The sequence below is a fragment of the Halorubrum sp. ASP1 genome, assembly GCF_005435135.1.
Classification (GTDB): domain Archaea; phylum Halobacteriota; class Halobacteria; order Halobacteriales; family Haloferacaceae; genus Halorubrum; species Halorubrum tropicale.
On sequence record NZ_SGUA01000015.1, the window covers coordinates 11879 to 26717 of the forward strand.

Here is a 14839-nt window from a genome sequence, read left to right on the forward strand (position 1 = left end):
CGATGAAGTACCTCGCGCGCACGGCGACCGGCGAGCCGCTGCTCGGCGACGACGAGGGGTACGTCCCGCTCGACGCCGTCGAGCCCGACCTGAGGAGTGTCCGCGACGCGCTTCCCCGGGCGGCCGCGGGCGACCTGGGAGACCCGGCCGACGCGCCGGCGGACCCCGTCCCGGCAGCGGACGTGTCGTTCGGCGCGCCCCTGGAGTCGTTCGGGAAGCTCTGGGGGGTCGGCCTGAACTACGAGGCGCACGCCGGGGACCTCGACGAGCAGCGCCCCGACGAGCCGGCGAGCTTCATGAAGCCGCGGTCGGTCTTGGCGGGCCCCGGCGGCCCGATCCGGCTGCCCCCGGAGTCGCAGAGCGAGCGGGTGACCGCCGAGGCCGAACTGGCGGTCGTGATGGGGCGGACGTGTCGGAACGTCGCCGAGGGCGACGTCGACGACGTGATCGCGGGCTTCCTCCCCGTGATCGACATGACCGCCGAGGACGTGCTCCGGCGGAACCCGCGCTTCCTCACGCGGGCGAAGAGCTACGACACGTTCCTCGTCCCCGGCGCCGCGCTCGCGGTGCCCGACGGCCCGGTCGACCTCGACGGGCTCTCCGTGCGGACGGAGGTCAACGGGGAGGTGCGGGCCGAAAACGAGGTCCGGAACATGCTGTTCCCGCCGGCGGAGATCGTCTCGTTCCACTCCGACGTGATGACGCTGGAGCCCGGCGACCTGTTCAGCACCGGGACGCCCGGCGCGGCGCCCATCGACCCCGGCGACGAGGTGCGGGCGGTCGTCGAGTCCGTCGGGTCCGTCACCGCGCCGGTGACGCGGTAGGCCGGCGAGCCGGCGGCTACTTTTATTACCTGCATTCGGGTAGTGGCGGATATGTACCGAGTACTGCTACCGGTCGGCGGAGAGACCGAACACGCGCCGGCCGCCGCGGACGCGGTCGCGTCGCTTCCGAACGCCGCCGAGGAGGTCGAGGCGGTGCTGCTCAACGTCTACGAGGGGTTCGAGGTCAGCGGCGAGGGCGGCCGCGTCGACTCCGAGGACGTGTGGAACGAGGAGAACTTCCCCGAGGCCGTCGCGGCCGTCGAGGCGCGCTTGGAGGCGGCCGAGGTGGCGACGTCGAAGCGGCGCGAGCACGGCGAGCCCGCGGAGACGATCATCGAGGTCGCCGAGGAACTCGACGTCGACAACATCACGATGAGCGGGCGTCGGCGGAGCCCGACCGGCAAGATGCTGTTCGGGAGCACGACGCAGTCGGTGCTGCTCGCGGCCGACCGACCGGTGACGGTCATCCTCGACGAGTAACCGGCGCCGGCACCGGGGTCCCGACCAGTGATCGGATCCGATGTCGCCGGCCTCGAATGGTAACCTGTTCCGGTGACGTGTTTGCTGACGACCATTATAATGAATATTCATTTGAGTTGAACTGAAATAAACAGACACATTGTTAATGATCGACTGGGAGTACTCGGTTGAGTATGTCCGAGAACTCAATCGATCGGCGGAAGTTCCTGTACGGTACCGGCGCGGTAGGCATCACCGGACTCGCCGGCTGTTCCGGCGGCGGGGACGGCGGCGACGGGGGAGACGGCTCCGACGGCGGCGACGGGGGCGACGGCGGCAGCCAGGACCTCTCGCTGCGCGTCGGCACGTCGGCCGGCGGGACGCAGGACGTCGGCCTCGCGGTCGAGCGCGCGGTGAGCCAGGAGAGCGACACGCTGAGCTACTCGACCATCGAGAGCCCGGGATACATCGGGACGATCCGCCGGATGGCGAACAACCAGTTCAACGCCGGCATCACCGACAACAACTCGCTGTCGAAGGCGCTCAGCGAGACGGGCGCGTTCGCGGAACAGCCCGTCGAGCGCATCCCGCAGTACGGCTTCTACGCGTTCCCGTACAGCATCTACGTCATCGCCCGCGACGGCACGGGGATCGAGACGTTCGACGACCTGGCCGGCGCGAACGTCTATCCGGCCGAGCCGGGGTACTCGACGCGCGCGACGACGCTCGACGTCTGGTCGCAGGACCCGACGGCCGACGTCTTCGACCAGATGAACATCCAGAACATGGGCGTCGACTCCGCGCCCGGGGCGATGGAGGAGGGGACCATCGACGCCAGCATCGCGTACGGGACGCCCGGCGTGCGGTACACCGGCTTCGTCCAGGAGATCGCCTCCCGGGTCGACATCCACTACGTCGAGCCGACCGACGCGCTCATCGAGTCCGCCGAGTCGTACGACGGGGCCGGCACCGGCACCACGAGCTACGACGACTGGTCCATCGCGGGCACCGACATCGGCACGGACGAGGTGTTCCACTGGAACCTGGAGGTGAACTACACGTTCAACCCCGAGGCGAACCCCGACGCCGTCTACGAGCTGTGCCGCGTCGTCGACGAGCACAACGACACCGTCAACGAGGGCGAGGCGCAGTTCAACGACTTCGAGTCGACCGCCGACATGCTCGCCTCCGCCCGCGAGAACATCCCGGTCCACCGCGGCGCCGTCCAGTACTACCGGGACAACGACGCCTGGGACGACAGCCTGACCGAAGGCGAAAGCCCCTAATCGGTCGGTAACCGGGCTTTCGCTCCGTTCGCCGCGGTGTACCGATCAGTAATTTAAAATCATCAAATACGCAACCGACAACTCAGACACCAACTATGACACTATCACTCACGTCCGGGCGACCGACCATCCGCTCCGCGGTACATCCGCGCCAATGAGTACGGAAACGGCCTCGGCGGACTCCGAGTCCGGACTCCTTCGGGGGCTCGACATCACCGTCACGGGGGCGGCGCTGCTGTTCTGGGCCGGCGTCCTCTACTGGGCGCAGACGCAGGCGATCTCGCAGGTGCGGTTCGCGACCGCGTTCGTCGGCGGCATCCTGACCGTGTACGCGCTCAACGAGACGCGGCTCGCCATCTCGGACGGCGACTGGATCGACGGCGCCGTGCTGATCCCCGCGTCGCTCGCGCTGATGACCGCGTCGGCGTTCTTCGCGATCAACTTCCAGGACGTGTACCTCCAGCGGCAGGGGTACGCGCTCGAACACGAGTACATGCTCGCGCGGCTGGTGATCCTCTCGCTGATGTACCTCACGTGGCGCGAGTTCGGCAACGTGTTCCTCGGGCTCGTCTTCGCCGTGTTCGGGTACGCGATGTTCGGGAACCTCGTGCCCGGCGTGTTGGGCCACGCGGGGATGAATCAGGCGACGCTGCTCCAAGCGACGGTCACCGACCTGTACGGGTTCTACGGGAGCCTCACGCAGATCACGGCCTCGTGGATCGCGCCGTTCCTGCTGTACGCCGGGCTGCTGTTCGCGTACGGCGCGTTCGACCTGATCCTGCGCGTCGCCATCGTGGCCGCGAAGTACATCGAGTCCGGGATCGCCCAGACCGCCGTGCTCTCCTCGGCGGTCATCGGCTCCATCAACGGATCGTACACCGCCAACGCCGCGATGACGGGGTCGTTCACCATCCCGACGATGCAGGAGGCCGGGATGAAGGGCCACCGGGCGGCGGGCATCGAGGCGGTCGCCTCCACCTCCGGCCAGGTGCTGCCGCCCGTGATGGGGGCGTCCGCGTTCGTGATGGCCTCGTACCTCGGCGTCCCGTACCTCGACATCGTCGTCGCCGGCCTCGTCCCGGCCGCCATCTTGGTCGTCTCCATCTCCATCGCGGTCCACTACCTCGCCATCGCGGACTCCAGCAGCCAGGACATGGAGTTCTCCGAGTTCTTCGACGAGACGCTCTCGACCGAGAAGAAGGTGTTCGAGGCGGTCCGGTTCGGCGTCCCGTTCGGGATCCTCATCTACCTGCTCGGCATCGCGCAGTACACCGTGATGACCTCCGCGCTGTACACCGTGGTCGCGATGATGATCACGGGGACGCTCATGCCGCCGCTCCAGCGTGTCGTCGACAGTTCGGGCGTCAGTCCGGTCAGCGAACTCGTCACGCAGGTGAAAAACACCGTTCACGGGATCCGGCGCGGCGCGATCATCCTCGCGCCCATCGCGATCATCCTCGTCGTCATCAGCGGCGTCGTGAACCTCTTCAGCACGACCGGGATCCCGGCGAAGATCGCGCTGCTGCTCATCAACATCTCGGGCGGCGTGCTGCTGTTCGCGGTGCTGCTCGGGATGGGGGTCGCGATCCTGATGGGGGTCGGCATGCCGACCGTGGCCGCCTACGTCATCGTGGCCATCCTCATCGTGCCGACCTTCGTCTCCGAGTTCAACGTCCCGGCCATCACCGCCCACTACACGATGTTCTACGCGGCGATCCTCGCGGGGATCACGCCGCCGGTGGCCACCGCGGCGGTGATAGCCGCGGGGATCGCGGAGGCCAACTTCTGGCGGACCTGCGGGGCGGCGATCCGGATCGCCGCGCCGCTTTTCATCCTGCCGGTCGCGTTCGTCTACAACCCGGGTCTGATCTCGATGGACGTCGGGATGAACACGCTGTACGTCGGGCTGCTCGTCCTGCTCGGCGCGGTCACGATCATCTACGGGCTGAACTACCCGTTCAAGATGCGCCCCGGTCGGAAGCTCGGCGCGCGCGCGCTGCTCGCGACGCTCGGCGTGCTGATCATGGTGTACCCGTCGAACGTCGCGAAAATCGCCGGCATCGCGGTCTTCGCGGCCGTGTTCGTCGCGGAGAAGGTGATGATCCGCGGTCTCACGCTGCCGTTCGGCAGGGGGGCGAGCCAATGAGCGACGACGACTCCCCCGAGGCGGTCGCCGAGCAGTCGGCACAGCAGGCCGGCGGGCTCGACGAGATCATTCCGGAGCCGCTGCTGCCGGTGTGGAACCAGGTGGAGAAGGTCCAGGCGTTCCGCCGGACGCACGGCTCGAAGTACGTCGGCGCGCTCGAACTGCTCACCGCCCTCGCGCTCACCGGCGGCTACGTCTGGTGGTTGCTCATCTACCTCGAACTGCTGTGAGGCCGCGGGCGGCCCCCGGCCGCCGCGACTATCCTTCTTCGCTCTCGTTCGACCGCCCGCCGCGATGTTGCCCTTGACCCGTCGACAGTGACTGCCTCCGCTCGTCGAACGGGCGTCCGCCTCGTCCGTGAACCGTCCGCTCGCTCGCACGGACGGGACGATTCCGAGCGTGCGCGAGAAACGGGCGACCGTCGAGCAACGTGAGGGCGAGAATGTATCGCGAGGAAAACGCCGCGAGCGCGGACCGCGTCAGCGACCGCCGTCGGTCATCGCGACCGGCTCGTCGGCCGTCGCCTCCGCCGCCGCGTCGTCGCTCGACGCGGGGTCGGTCGCGGTGTCGGTGACGCCGAACTCCGTCCAGAGCGTGGCGACGACGACCGCGTACGCGACGAGGTCGTAGTGGACCGCGCCCTCGACGCCGGCGAACGCGACCAGCGTGCTGTACCCGTGGAGGGCGGCGACGCCCCCGACGAACGCAGCCTCGTTGGTGAACCGTCCGTCGCGCGCCGCGGCGACCGCGCGGCGGATCGCGGGCGCGCAAGCGACGAGGAACGCGAGCCCGGACAGCGCGCCGAGGTTGATGAAGAAGTGCGTCGTCATCGCCGAGTCGAGGATCGACTGAAGGTACTGGACAGTCACGGGGTCGTAGAACAGCCACTCCACCCGGGTCGGGTACAGCACCGCGATGTACGGCGTCGCGACCATCAGCCCGAAGAGGACCGCGACCGCCACGCGGGCCGACGCGAACTGCGCGGCCCGCCGCGCCTCGAACGCCTCGTCGCCGGGCGCGACGACGAGCCCGCACTCCGCCAACACCTCGCGGAGCGCCTCGCGCGACACCGACGGGTCGTGGTGGACGCCGACCGTCCCGTTGCGCCGGGTCGCCGAGGCGGCGCTGACGCCGTCGACGTCGCGGAGGACCGCCTCCACCAGCCCCTCGCGCCGGTCGGTGTCGATCCCCTCGACGGAGAACGTGTCGTGGTCGTGGTCCGCCGGCACGCGGGCGACCCGCGGGCCCGATACGGCGGCGTCGCCCGCGGGCGCCTCGCCTCCGGGCGGGCCGCGCTCCCCGGCCGCGTCGGGGGCGTCGATTCCGCGTTCGCGGACCACGGCGTCGAGCGGCGTCTCGCCGCCGCGGTGGTCGTCGTCTCGCATGAGAGGTACCTACGGTTACACAAGCATGAAACTTCCCCCGCGGCGGCGGCGCGTTCGGCGGCCGACGCGCCGGCGACGCGCGTCAGGCGTTCACCGATTCGAGGTAGGAGCTCACGATCATCTGCCCCTTCCGGGTGAGCGCGGCCCCGCTCTCGCCGTCGGCGACGAGGTCGGCCTCCCGGAGCGTGTCGAGGATCATCGAGGTCTGGGTGACGTCGCCCGTGACCACGTCGGCGATGTTCGCCTCGCCGCCGGCGGAGTAGATCGACACGAGAATCTCCAGTTGCTCTTCGGTCGGGTCGAACGAGTCGAGGTCCTCCATGGCCTCGTCGTACTCGATCTTGATGTATCGGCCGAGGATGTTGAGCGCCCGCTCGTTCGGGACGGTCGCGATCGACGTGACCGTCTGTCCGTCGGTGACGTGGCGGAAGACGAGCGCCGGGCGCTTCGTGCCCCCGAGGGTGCGGTCGGTCCGCTCGTAGTCGATCACGGCGGAGAGGTCGACGACGAACGGCTCCGGGCAGTCCCTGAACCGTATCTCGCCGGGCGACACCGACACCGAAGCGCGGTGGTCGCCGGCGTCGGTGACGCGCCCGCCGACCTTCGCGGGGTGCCGAACGGTGACGGCGACGTTCCGCAACAGCACCTTGAACAGGAGCCGGGTGAACCGGTCCATGTCCTCGGCCTCGCCCTCCACGAGCGCCGAGCGCCGCGACCCGTCGCGGTCGTACGCGACGGTGACGCTGTCGTTGAAGAACGAGCGCAGGTCGCCCGGGACGCTCCCGACGACGACGTCGAACACCCGCGAGAGCGGGACCGTCTCCTTCCCGTCGTCCGTCGCGAGGACCATTCGCCGCTGGCTCAACAGGACGCGACCCGTCACCGGTTCGTCGGCCCCGAAACTCGCCGCGTGGACGCGGCCGACGAAGTCGGCGACGACGGACTCCTCCATCGGTGTCACCTGAGCGCTGTACGCTATTTATTGTTACTCACCCCGTATCAGTCGTGATAACGAGATGTCACCCGAGCGCCGCGGGCCGCCGGTCGAGCGGGACGGGTCGGGGGATCGGAGCGGCGGGACTCGCCGAACAGGACCGAATTTGTTCGGTCGACGGCGCCCGGTGCCGGGGTGGTCGGCTGGGGAACAGCAAAGCCTAATGACGTGGGCACCAAACCGTCAGGTGATGCCCACAGTAGAATACCTCAACTACGAAGTGCTCGACGACCACGGCTGGTCGATGGACGACGACAACCTCTTCGAGGAGGCCGCCGACGCGGGCCTCGACGAGGAGGACTACGGCACCCTCGAAGTGAACCAGGGCGAGTACATCCTCGAATCGGCCGAGGCGCAGGGCTACGACTGGCCCTTCTCGTGCCGCGCCGGCGCCTGCGCGAACTGCGCGTCCATCGTCAAGGAGGGCGACATCGAGATGGACATGCAGCAGATCCTCTCCGACGAGGAGGTCGAGGAGAAGAACGTCCGCCTCACCTGTATCGGCAGCCCGGCCACCGACGAGGTCAAGATCGTCTACAACGCGAAACACCTCGACTACCTGCAGAACCGCGTCATCTAAACAACAGCGTTCAACGCTCGTTAAACAGACGCGGCCCCTTCCAGGGGTGGCGACAGTTCAGACCAGCCGTTTCCGGCCTGAAATTGCTCTCTACTAACCGTTTTCTCTTGCAGCACTAACTGCGTTCAGAACAGATTCGCGTTTTCCGCTTTCGTTCTGACAACGTGGCTGCAAAATAGTCGTACTGATAGCACGCGGGTCGTGCTGTCAGTAGGTGTGGGGCTCCCACGCTTTCTCTCGCACTCGTACCGATGACTCCTGCTCAGCCACACTCCACCGACGACGCAGCGTTCGTGTTCTCGCTCGTTCCCCTTTGCCCCTCGCTGCACACGAAGGGAAGCGATTCTTGGGAACAGCTATTCGGACAGGTTCTCAACGACATCGTCAACTGTGAACAGACCGAGATCGTCCCGCTCCTCGGCCGCTTCCTCCACTGAGGATGCGAACCCGCTTCGGCTGAACAGTACGTACTCGTAGTTCACGTCGCTGTCAGCTGGTGACCACTCGATTTCGGGTGCCTCCCGTTCGAGCTGAGCGAGAACGTCGTACCCCGTCGGTTGTTGCTGGAACTTCGCTTCCCCGACCAGTAGCGTGTCGCCGTTCGTCGGGGCCACGATATCGATTTCACGGCCGTCGGTGTCCCACCACCGACCTGGGGATTCCGTGAACGTGTACGCGTCCCCGTACTCGTAGAGAACTGCCCGCTGGCAGAGTCGCTCGAACGACGAACTGACGAAGTCCGGAAGATGCGGTTCGACCAGTTCGTCGTACGCGTCCGCTCCGAACACTTCGTACCGAGACGAACGGCCGTGCACGAACCGGAACCAGAACGCGAACAGTTGGTCTCGGATTCGATACCGGCTATTCCGACTCCGGGACGGGTCAACGGTTACTGGGTACTCCTGCTCGATTATCTGGAGTTCCCGCAGGCGGGAGAGGTAGTAACTCGCGCTGTTGGCGTTGATGCCCGCCGCCTGGATGATCTCGTTTCTCTTGTGGTTCCCCTCCGCCATCGCTTTCAGGACGGCGAAATACCGATCGACCTCGTCCAGTTCCCGGTACAGGACGTCCTCGGGCTCCTCGTGGAGGCCGCCATCCCTGAGCAGCAAGGTCTCCGTGATGTTCCCTTGGAGTGACTGCGTATCGTCCATTGCTCGGAGGTACTCCGGTGTCCCCCCGAACACACCGTATGCGATCACCTGTTCGGCTGGCGCGTAGTTCGGGAAGAACTCCATCGCGGCCGCGAACGGGAGCGGACCGATTTCGAGTTTCCCGTTCGGCCGTTTCGATATCCGCCCGTACAGCGGTGAACTCCCGTCGAGTGCGATCCTGTGTATCATCCCGATCGCCGAGCCAGTCAACACGAAGGTCACAGCCGTATCAGCGACTTCGTGGTCCCAGATTCGCTGGACGAGGGAGGGGAGCGCTTCGTTTTCGTCAACGAGATACGGGAACTCGTCGAGGATGACGACTGCGTCCTGCTCAGCAAGGTACGTGAGAACGTTCTCCCAGTCTTTCCGAATCCGATTGACTCCCGGGAACACCGTTGCGGCATCAGCGATGAAGGAGTCGAGTTGTTGCTCCGTCGTCCCGTGTGCAGCCTGATGGTACACCGCGTCGTCACGGTCTTCGATGGATTTGACGACGAGCGCTGTCTTCCCCATCCGCCGACGTCCGTAGACGACGCTCAACTCCGCGGACCCACTCTCGTATAACTCGTGGAGTCTGTCGAGTTCCTGTTCTCGGTTGACGAACGCGGGCATACCTCCACCTTTGACTCACCAGCACATAAAACGCGCGGATAGCGTAGTCTAAACTATCGTAGTTCAAACTACAGTAGTTGAGGCAACAGTAAAGGGAACCGCGTCATCTGACCGGCTCTCACCTGTGGTGACAGGCCGTTCTCACGCGGGGCCGCGCCGCTCGCGGTCCTCGCATCTCCCGCCGCTCCGTCAGCGACGGCGCCGCCGGTCGCGGGCGGCTCCGCCCCGGTGACCGAGCCGCCGCTCTCGCCGCCCGAACCTGTTCGGGCGAATTTCGCGGCCCTGAGAACGCGCGAAACCCCGTTCGGGGGACCGTCCGTACGGGGGGTATGGTCGAGAAGACGGACCGAACCGAAGACGCGAACGGGCCGCGGTCGGCCGACGGTCGCCGGTTCGAGGTGTTCGTCCGCGAGGCGGAGTCGGACCCGCTCCGCCACGTCGGCACCGTCGCCGCGCCGACGCCGGACGTCGCTCACGAGGAGGCGAGCAAGCTCTTCGCGTGGTACGCCCGCGACGTGTGGGTGTGTCCGGCCGCGGAGGTGTCCCGGTACTCCGCGGAATCGCTCGCGGTCGACGCGGACGGACCGGACGACGAGGCCGCCGACGCGGACGAACCGCGCGTCTACGAGGAGACCGAGGGGACGCCGACCGCCTCCCGCGCCGGCGCGCCCGCGGTCGACGCCGACGAGGAGGGGTCGCGATGATCTCCGTCAGCAAGCTCCTCTGCGGGCTCGACGCCGAGAGCGACGGACTCCGATACGACGCGGCCGACGACTCCGAGGAGTCGCAGATCACGGAGGAGAAACAGCGGCGGCCGGTCGTCGTCTGGAACACCACGAAGCGGTGTAACCTCTACTGCGAGCACTGCTACGCGGGCGCCGACGCCGAGGGCGCCCCGAACGAGCTCTCCACCGCGGAGGGGAAGGCGCTCATCGACGACCTCGCCGAGTTCGGCGTCCCCGTCGTCCTGTTCTCCGGCGGCGAGCCCCTCGTCCGGGAGGACCTGCCCGAGCTGATCGCGTACGCCGACGACAGCGGGATCCGGCCGGTCCTCTCGACGAACGGCACGCTCCTCACCCGTGACCGCGCCCGGGAGCTGAAGGAGGCGGGGCTCAAGTACGCCGGCGTCTCCGTCGACGGGATCCCCGAGCGCAACGACCGCATCCGCGGCGAGGAGGGCGCGTTCGACGCCGCGGTCCGCGGCATCGAGGCCTGCCTCGACGTGGGGCTCAAGACGGGCCTGCGGTACACGATCACCGAGCACAACGTCGACGACCTCGCGGGCGTCGTCGACCTGCTCGTCGACGTGGGCGTCGACCGCTTCTGCTTCTATCACCTCGACTACGGCGGCCGCGGCGCCGACATCTCCGACGTCGACCTCTCCCCGGAGGCGACTCGGCAGGCCGTCACCGACCTCTGTGACCTCACCCGCGAGTACCACGCGGCCGGCGAGGAGATAGAGACGCTGCTCGTCGGCAACTACGCCGACGCCGGCCACCTCGTCGAGTACGCCGACCGCGAGGTCGGGTCCGACCGCGCCCGCCTGATCTACCGCTACCTCGAACGCAACGGCGGCGACCCGACCGGCGAGCGCGTCGCGGACGTCGACCCCGTCGGCAACGTCCACCTCACGCAGTTCTGGCAGGGGTACTCGCCCGGCAACGTCCGCGACCGCTCGTTCGGCGCGATCTGGTCCGACGAGTCGAACCCGCTCCTCGCCGGCCTCCGCGAGCGCGAGGACCGCCTCGCCGGCCGCTGCGCCGACTGCGCGTACCAGTCGATCTGTCGGGGCGGGTCGCGGCTCCGCGCGCTCTCGGCGCACGGCGACCCGTTCGCCCCCGACCCGAAGTGCTACCTCACCGAGGCCGAGCGCGCCGGCGAGGAGGCGCTCGCCCGGATCGACGCCGCCGACCGATCCGCACCCGCCGACGACTGAGGCGCTCGCCCGGCCGCGCTCACTCCCGTTCCTCGCCCGCGCCCTCGGCGTCTCTCCCCGTCCCGTACTTCGCCGAGAAGCGCTCCGCGGGCACTTCGCCGCGGGCGACGCCGATGGCGTCGCGCACGAGTCCGAGCGTGACGCCGTCTCGGACCGGCTCGACGGCCGGCGGGTCCTCGTCGTCCATGTTCGGACCGAGGGGCCGGCGACGCCTCCGCCTCCCGCTTTACCGGTGTACCGCTTCAAGAGGAACCGCTCACCGCTCGGCGCCGTCGAAGACGTCCGTCACTAGCTTCGCCTGCGCCGTGCGGAGCCGCTGGGAGAGCGCGGACTTGCTGATCGCTAGCTCGTCGGCCAACTCGCTCAGGCGCACGTCGCGGTCGTCGTCGAAGTAGCCGCGGACGACCGCGAGTTCGAGCCCGCGCCGCTGTTTCGGCGTCAGCGAGGAGAGGTCGAAGGTGACCTGTTCGGTCGCGTCCGGTCCCTCCACGACCGCGAGCCGCACGAGCCGCACGCGGTCGACGACCTCCCGGAGCTCCCCGACCAACCGGCGGACCGCGTCGCGGTCGTCGACGTATGTCGTGACGAGGACCGTCCCGTCCTCGACGCGGCGGAAGTGCGGGACGTAGCCGAGCCGCCCGAACGCGTGACAGAGGCAGTCCTCGTCGACTTCGCCGGTCCCGCGGCGGACGTCCCCGTCCGGCGTCGTCACGTCGACCACGCACTCGTCGCCGACCGCGTTGACCGCCACCTCGGCGGCCTCGTCGGCCTCGTCGACGATCGGACAGCCGCGGTCGCCCCTCGGGTCGACGTCGAGGTCGACCCGCAGGCGGCGGTCACCCTCGGCGCCGGCGGCGTCGGACATGTCAGTCGCTACGGACGGCGTCGGTTTCATCTTTCGGCGGATTCCCGGGATCCGGCGCCGCGCCGGTCGGGTGTAAAAATGGTCGGAATCGGGGTCGAGGTCGCGTCGGAGGCGCGGGTCGGTCGCGCCTCAGTCCTCGGACTCGGGGGCGGCCTCCTCGGCGGCCGGCTCGCTCCCGCCGGCCGACTCCTCGTCGCCCTCCTCGGAGCGCGCGGCGACGAGCGCCCCGCTGGCGACGCTGTACATCGGCTCCTCGGCGGAGCGCACGCCGCTGATCGAGAACGGGATGTTCGCGTCCGCGAGGTGGTCGGCGAACAGGTCTTCGAAGCCGTTCGGGCTGGAGGTGCCGCCGGTGACGACGACGGGCACGTCGAGGCCCTCCTCGACGTCCTCCTCGTCGACCTCGCGCGTGATGTTCTCGATGACGTAATCGAGCAGGTTCTCGTAGTAGATGGCGAGCGCGCCCTCGACGCCGCCGACGTCGGTGCGGAAGTCGAGCTCGAAGTCGTCCTCCTTGATGCTCGTCACCTTGTCGACGGGCGTGCCCGTCGCCTGCGCGGTCTGCTCGTCGACCCAGTCGCCCCCGCGGGCGATGGAGAACTTCATCACGGGCACCGCGTAGTAGGCGAGACAGACGTTGGTCATCCCCGCGCCGAAGCTGATCCCGAGGCCGGTGAAGTTGTTGTCGGCCAGCTCGGAGTAGATGACCGCCATCCCCTCGTTGATCGGCTCGGGGTCGTACCCCATGTCGCCGAGCATCGACTCGAGCGTCTTCTCGTGGTACAGCGTCGTGAGCGGCGAGTCGATGGGGTCCGCCGGGCTGGAGTAGAACAGGCGCTCGTTCGGCTTCGAGGGCTCGCCGACCACTTGTTCGGTGATCAGCTTGATCATCGGGATGGCCGAGGCCTCCTCGCTGGAGAGGATGCCGTGTTGCATCGGCCGTCGGGTCTCCTTGTTGAAGATGTTCGCGAAGTTGAGGGCGTCGTCGCCGACGACGTACACCTTGTCGTCCTTGCGGATGTGGAGGACCTCGCTGCGCGAGAGCATCTGCTCGGCCATGTCGCTGTACTCGATCTCGACGAACGAGTTCCGCTGCTGTACGAACACCGTCTCCGCGCCTTCCTGTCGTCCGGAGAGGATGTTCATCGTACCGACGTCTAAGCCCTTGGCCATATCCGGGTATTTCATTTCGGACCTGATAAACGTTCGTGGCGGGTCGATCCGACCTCGCTCCCGGCCGGGCGAACGCCTTCGGGACGGGGGGTCCCCGACGGATCCCGCACCGTTTATTCCTCGCGGGCGGGAGTACGCGGACGACGTGCGAGACACCCTCCGCGGCCTCGTCCAGCTCGCCCGCCTCGGCAACTGCGTCGCGGCCGGAGTGCTCACGGCCACCGGCGCGTTCGTCGCCGGCGCGAGCGGCGCCGCCGTCCCGACCGCGCTCGCGGCCGCGACGACCGTCTTCGCGGTCGCCGCGGGCAACGCGATCAACGACTACTTCGACCGCGAGATAGACGCCGTCAACCGCCCGGACCGTCCGATCCCGCGCGGCGCCGTCCCGCCGCGGCTCGCGCTCGCGACGGCCGCGACCTGGTTCGCCGTCGCCGTCGCGGTCGCGGTCGCGCTCCCCCCGGCGGCAATCGCCATCGCCGCGGTGAACCTCGTCGCTCTGCTCACCTACACGAGCCTGTTCAAGGGGACGCCCGGCCTCGGCAACGCCCTGGTCGCCTACCTCGTCGGCTCGACGTTCCTGTTCGGCGGCGCCGCGGTCGGGAACCCGCGGGCGGTCCTCGTCCTCGCGGCGCTCGCGGGGCTCTCGACGTTCACGCGCGAGGTGATCAAAGACGTCGAGGACGTGGCCGGCGACCGCGAGGAGGGGCTCGCGACGCTCCCCATCGCGGTCGGCGAGCGCACCGCGCTGTGGATCGGCGCGGCCGCGCTCGTCGCCGCCGTCGCCGTCAGCCCCCTGCCGTACCTCTCCGGGACCCTCGGCGCGGCGTACCTCGCGGTCGTCGCGGTCGCCGACGCGGTCATGCTGTACGCCACATACGAGGGGTTCGATGACCCCGCGGCGGCGCAGCGCCGGTTCAAGTACGGCACCTTCCTCGCGGCGGCCGCCTTCGTCGTCGGGCGAGCCGCCGTGGTCGCATGAGGGAGGTCACGCAGTCGTGGTCGCGTGAGACGGGTCGCACGGCCGCTAATAGGAGAGTGGCGCGGCGAAAAAACGGTCTCGCTCGAAGCGATGCTCGACGGCGGACGGTCAGGTGACGGTCACGCGACGTTGAAGCCCTTGTCGCGGAGGAAGTCCTCCACGCGACCCGAGTGGTTCCCCTGGAGCTCGATGGCGCCGTCCTCGACGGTGCCCCCGCAGGCGAACTTCGACTTGAGATCCGACGAGAGGGAGCTCAGATCCACGTCCTTCGGGTCGAATCCTTCGATGACCGTTACCTCCTTACCGTACCTGCGCTCGTCGATGCGGATGCTGATCTGCTGGGACTCCTTCGCGACGTCCTCGCAGACGCAGAGTTCCTGGGGCAGTCCGCACGTCGAGCAGACTTCCGACATTACAGCCCGAATCTACAGGACGCCCGTATTAAATAG

The 14839-nt window shown here is 68.1% G+C and carries 16 protein-coding genes; 9 read left to right on the plus strand and 7 right to left on the minus strand.

Going from position 1 to position 14839, the window contains the following annotated elements; translation table 11 throughout:
- The first annotated feature begins 2 nt into the window (after positions 1–2).
- The 5 genes from EXE48_RS16400 (at position 3) to EXE48_RS16420 (ending at position 4945) form a co-directional block, all read left to right on the plus strand.
- Positions 3–824 (plus strand): fumarylacetoacetate hydrolase family protein, encoded by an 822-nt coding sequence (locus EXE48_RS16400; protein WP_053770887.1) that lies wholly within the window; start codon positions 3–5, stop codon positions 822–824.
- A gap of 51 nt (positions 825–875) precedes the next feature.
- Positions 876–1304: a universal stress protein gene (locus EXE48_RS16405; RefSeq protein WP_053770888.1), complete on the plus strand. Its 429-nt coding sequence runs from the start codon at positions 876–878 to the stop codon at positions 1302–1304.
- 173 nt (positions 1305–1477) lie between these two features.
- On the plus strand, positions 1478–2569 hold the full coding sequence (locus EXE48_RS16410; RefSeq protein WP_053770889.1) for a TAXI family TRAP transporter solute-binding subunit: 1092 nt from the start codon (positions 1478–1480) through the stop codon (positions 2567–2569).
- A 154-nt stretch (positions 2570–2723) separates the two neighbouring features.
- Positions 2724–4715 (plus strand): TRAP transporter permease, encoded by a 1992-nt coding sequence (locus tag EXE48_RS16415; protein ID WP_137712049.1) that lies wholly within the window; start codon positions 2724–2726, stop codon positions 4713–4715.
- On the plus strand, positions 4712–4945 hold the full coding sequence (locus tag EXE48_RS16420) for a hypothetical protein (RefSeq protein ID WP_053770891.1): 234 nt from the start codon (positions 4712–4714) through the stop codon (positions 4943–4945). The genes EXE48_RS16415 and EXE48_RS16420 overlap by 4 nt, the downstream gene beginning before the upstream one ends.
- A gap of 249 nt (positions 4946–5194) precedes the next feature.
- Here EXE48_RS16420 and EXE48_RS16425 read toward each other — a convergent pair whose 3' ends face one another.
- Positions 5195–6100 (minus strand): heavy-metal-associated domain-containing protein, encoded by a 906-nt coding sequence (locus tag EXE48_RS16425; RefSeq protein ID WP_137712050.1) that lies wholly within the window; start codon positions 6098–6100, stop codon positions 5195–5197.
- A gap of 82 nt (positions 6101–6182) precedes the next feature.
- Positions 6183–7052, minus strand: coding sequence for a CheF family chemotaxis protein (locus EXE48_RS16430; protein ID WP_137712051.1), 870 nt, complete (start codon positions 7050–7052; stop codon positions 6183–6185).
- Between the two features lie 232 nt (positions 7053–7284).
- On the opposite strand from EXE48_RS16430, the gene fer reads away from it, so the two are divergent.
- On the plus strand, positions 7285–7674 hold the full coding sequence (fer, locus tag EXE48_RS16435; RefSeq protein ID WP_049931604.1) for a ferredoxin Fer: 390 nt from the start codon (positions 7285–7287) through the stop codon (positions 7672–7674).
- 356 nt (positions 7675–8030) lie between these two features.
- Here fer and EXE48_RS16440 read toward each other — a convergent pair whose 3' ends face one another.
- Positions 8031–9437 carry an ATP-binding protein gene (locus EXE48_RS16440; RefSeq protein ID WP_053770894.1) on the minus strand — a complete coding sequence of 469 codons (1407 nt, stop codon included), beginning with the start codon at positions 9435–9437 and terminating at the stop codon, positions 8031–8033.
- Between the two features lie 329 nt (positions 9438–9766).
- Between EXE48_RS16440 and EXE48_RS16445 the strand changes: the two genes are divergently transcribed.
- Entirely contained in the window at positions 9767–10141 is a 375-nt protein-coding gene (locus tag EXE48_RS16445; RefSeq protein ID WP_137712052.1) for an Htur_1727 family rSAM-partnered candidate RiPP, read from the plus strand.
- On the plus strand, positions 10138–11373 hold the full coding sequence (locus EXE48_RS16450) for a TIGR04347 family pseudo-SAM/SPASM protein (RefSeq protein WP_137712053.1): 1236 nt from the start codon (positions 10138–10140) through the stop codon (positions 11371–11373). The genes EXE48_RS16445 and EXE48_RS16450 overlap by 4 nt, the downstream gene beginning before the upstream one ends.
- Positions 11374–11392: 19 nt before the next feature.
- Here EXE48_RS16450 and EXE48_RS18515 read toward each other — a convergent pair whose 3' ends face one another.
- The 3 genes from EXE48_RS18515 to EXE48_RS16460 all read right to left on the minus strand — a co-directional run bounded on the left by EXE48_RS18515 (position 11393) and on the right by EXE48_RS16460 (position 13411).
- Positions 11393–11560 carry a hypothetical protein gene (locus EXE48_RS18515; RefSeq protein WP_158295141.1) on the minus strand — a complete coding sequence of 56 codons (168 nt, stop codon included), beginning with the start codon at positions 11558–11560 and terminating at the stop codon, positions 11393–11395.
- A 69-nt stretch (positions 11561–11629) separates the two neighbouring features.
- Complete coding sequence (locus tag EXE48_RS16455) at positions 11630–12238, minus strand: helix-turn-helix domain-containing protein (RefSeq protein WP_053770897.1); 609 nt, start codon at positions 12236–12238, stop codon at positions 11630–11632.
- A 129-nt stretch (positions 12239–12367) separates the two neighbouring features.
- Positions 12368–13411, minus strand: coding sequence for a disk-shape morphogenesis protein volactin (locus EXE48_RS16460; protein WP_053770898.1), 1044 nt, complete (start codon positions 13409–13411; stop codon positions 12368–12370).
- A 145-nt stretch (positions 13412–13556) separates the two neighbouring features.
- Between EXE48_RS16460 and EXE48_RS16465 the strand changes: the two genes are divergently transcribed.
- The gene (locus EXE48_RS16465) at positions 13557–14390 is read left to right on the plus strand and encodes a geranylgeranylglycerol-phosphate geranylgeranyltransferase (RefSeq protein WP_053770899.1); all 834 of its coding nucleotides are present in this window, start codon (positions 13557–13559) and stop codon (positions 14388–14390) included.
- A gap of 119 nt (positions 14391–14509) precedes the next feature.
- On the opposite strand, the gene yciH is transcribed toward EXE48_RS16465, so the two are convergent.
- Entirely contained in the window at positions 14510–14803 is a 294-nt protein-coding gene (yciH, locus tag EXE48_RS16470) for a stress response translation initiation inhibitor YciH (protein WP_004596695.1), read from the minus strand.
- Positions 14804–14839: the final 36 nt, after the last annotated feature.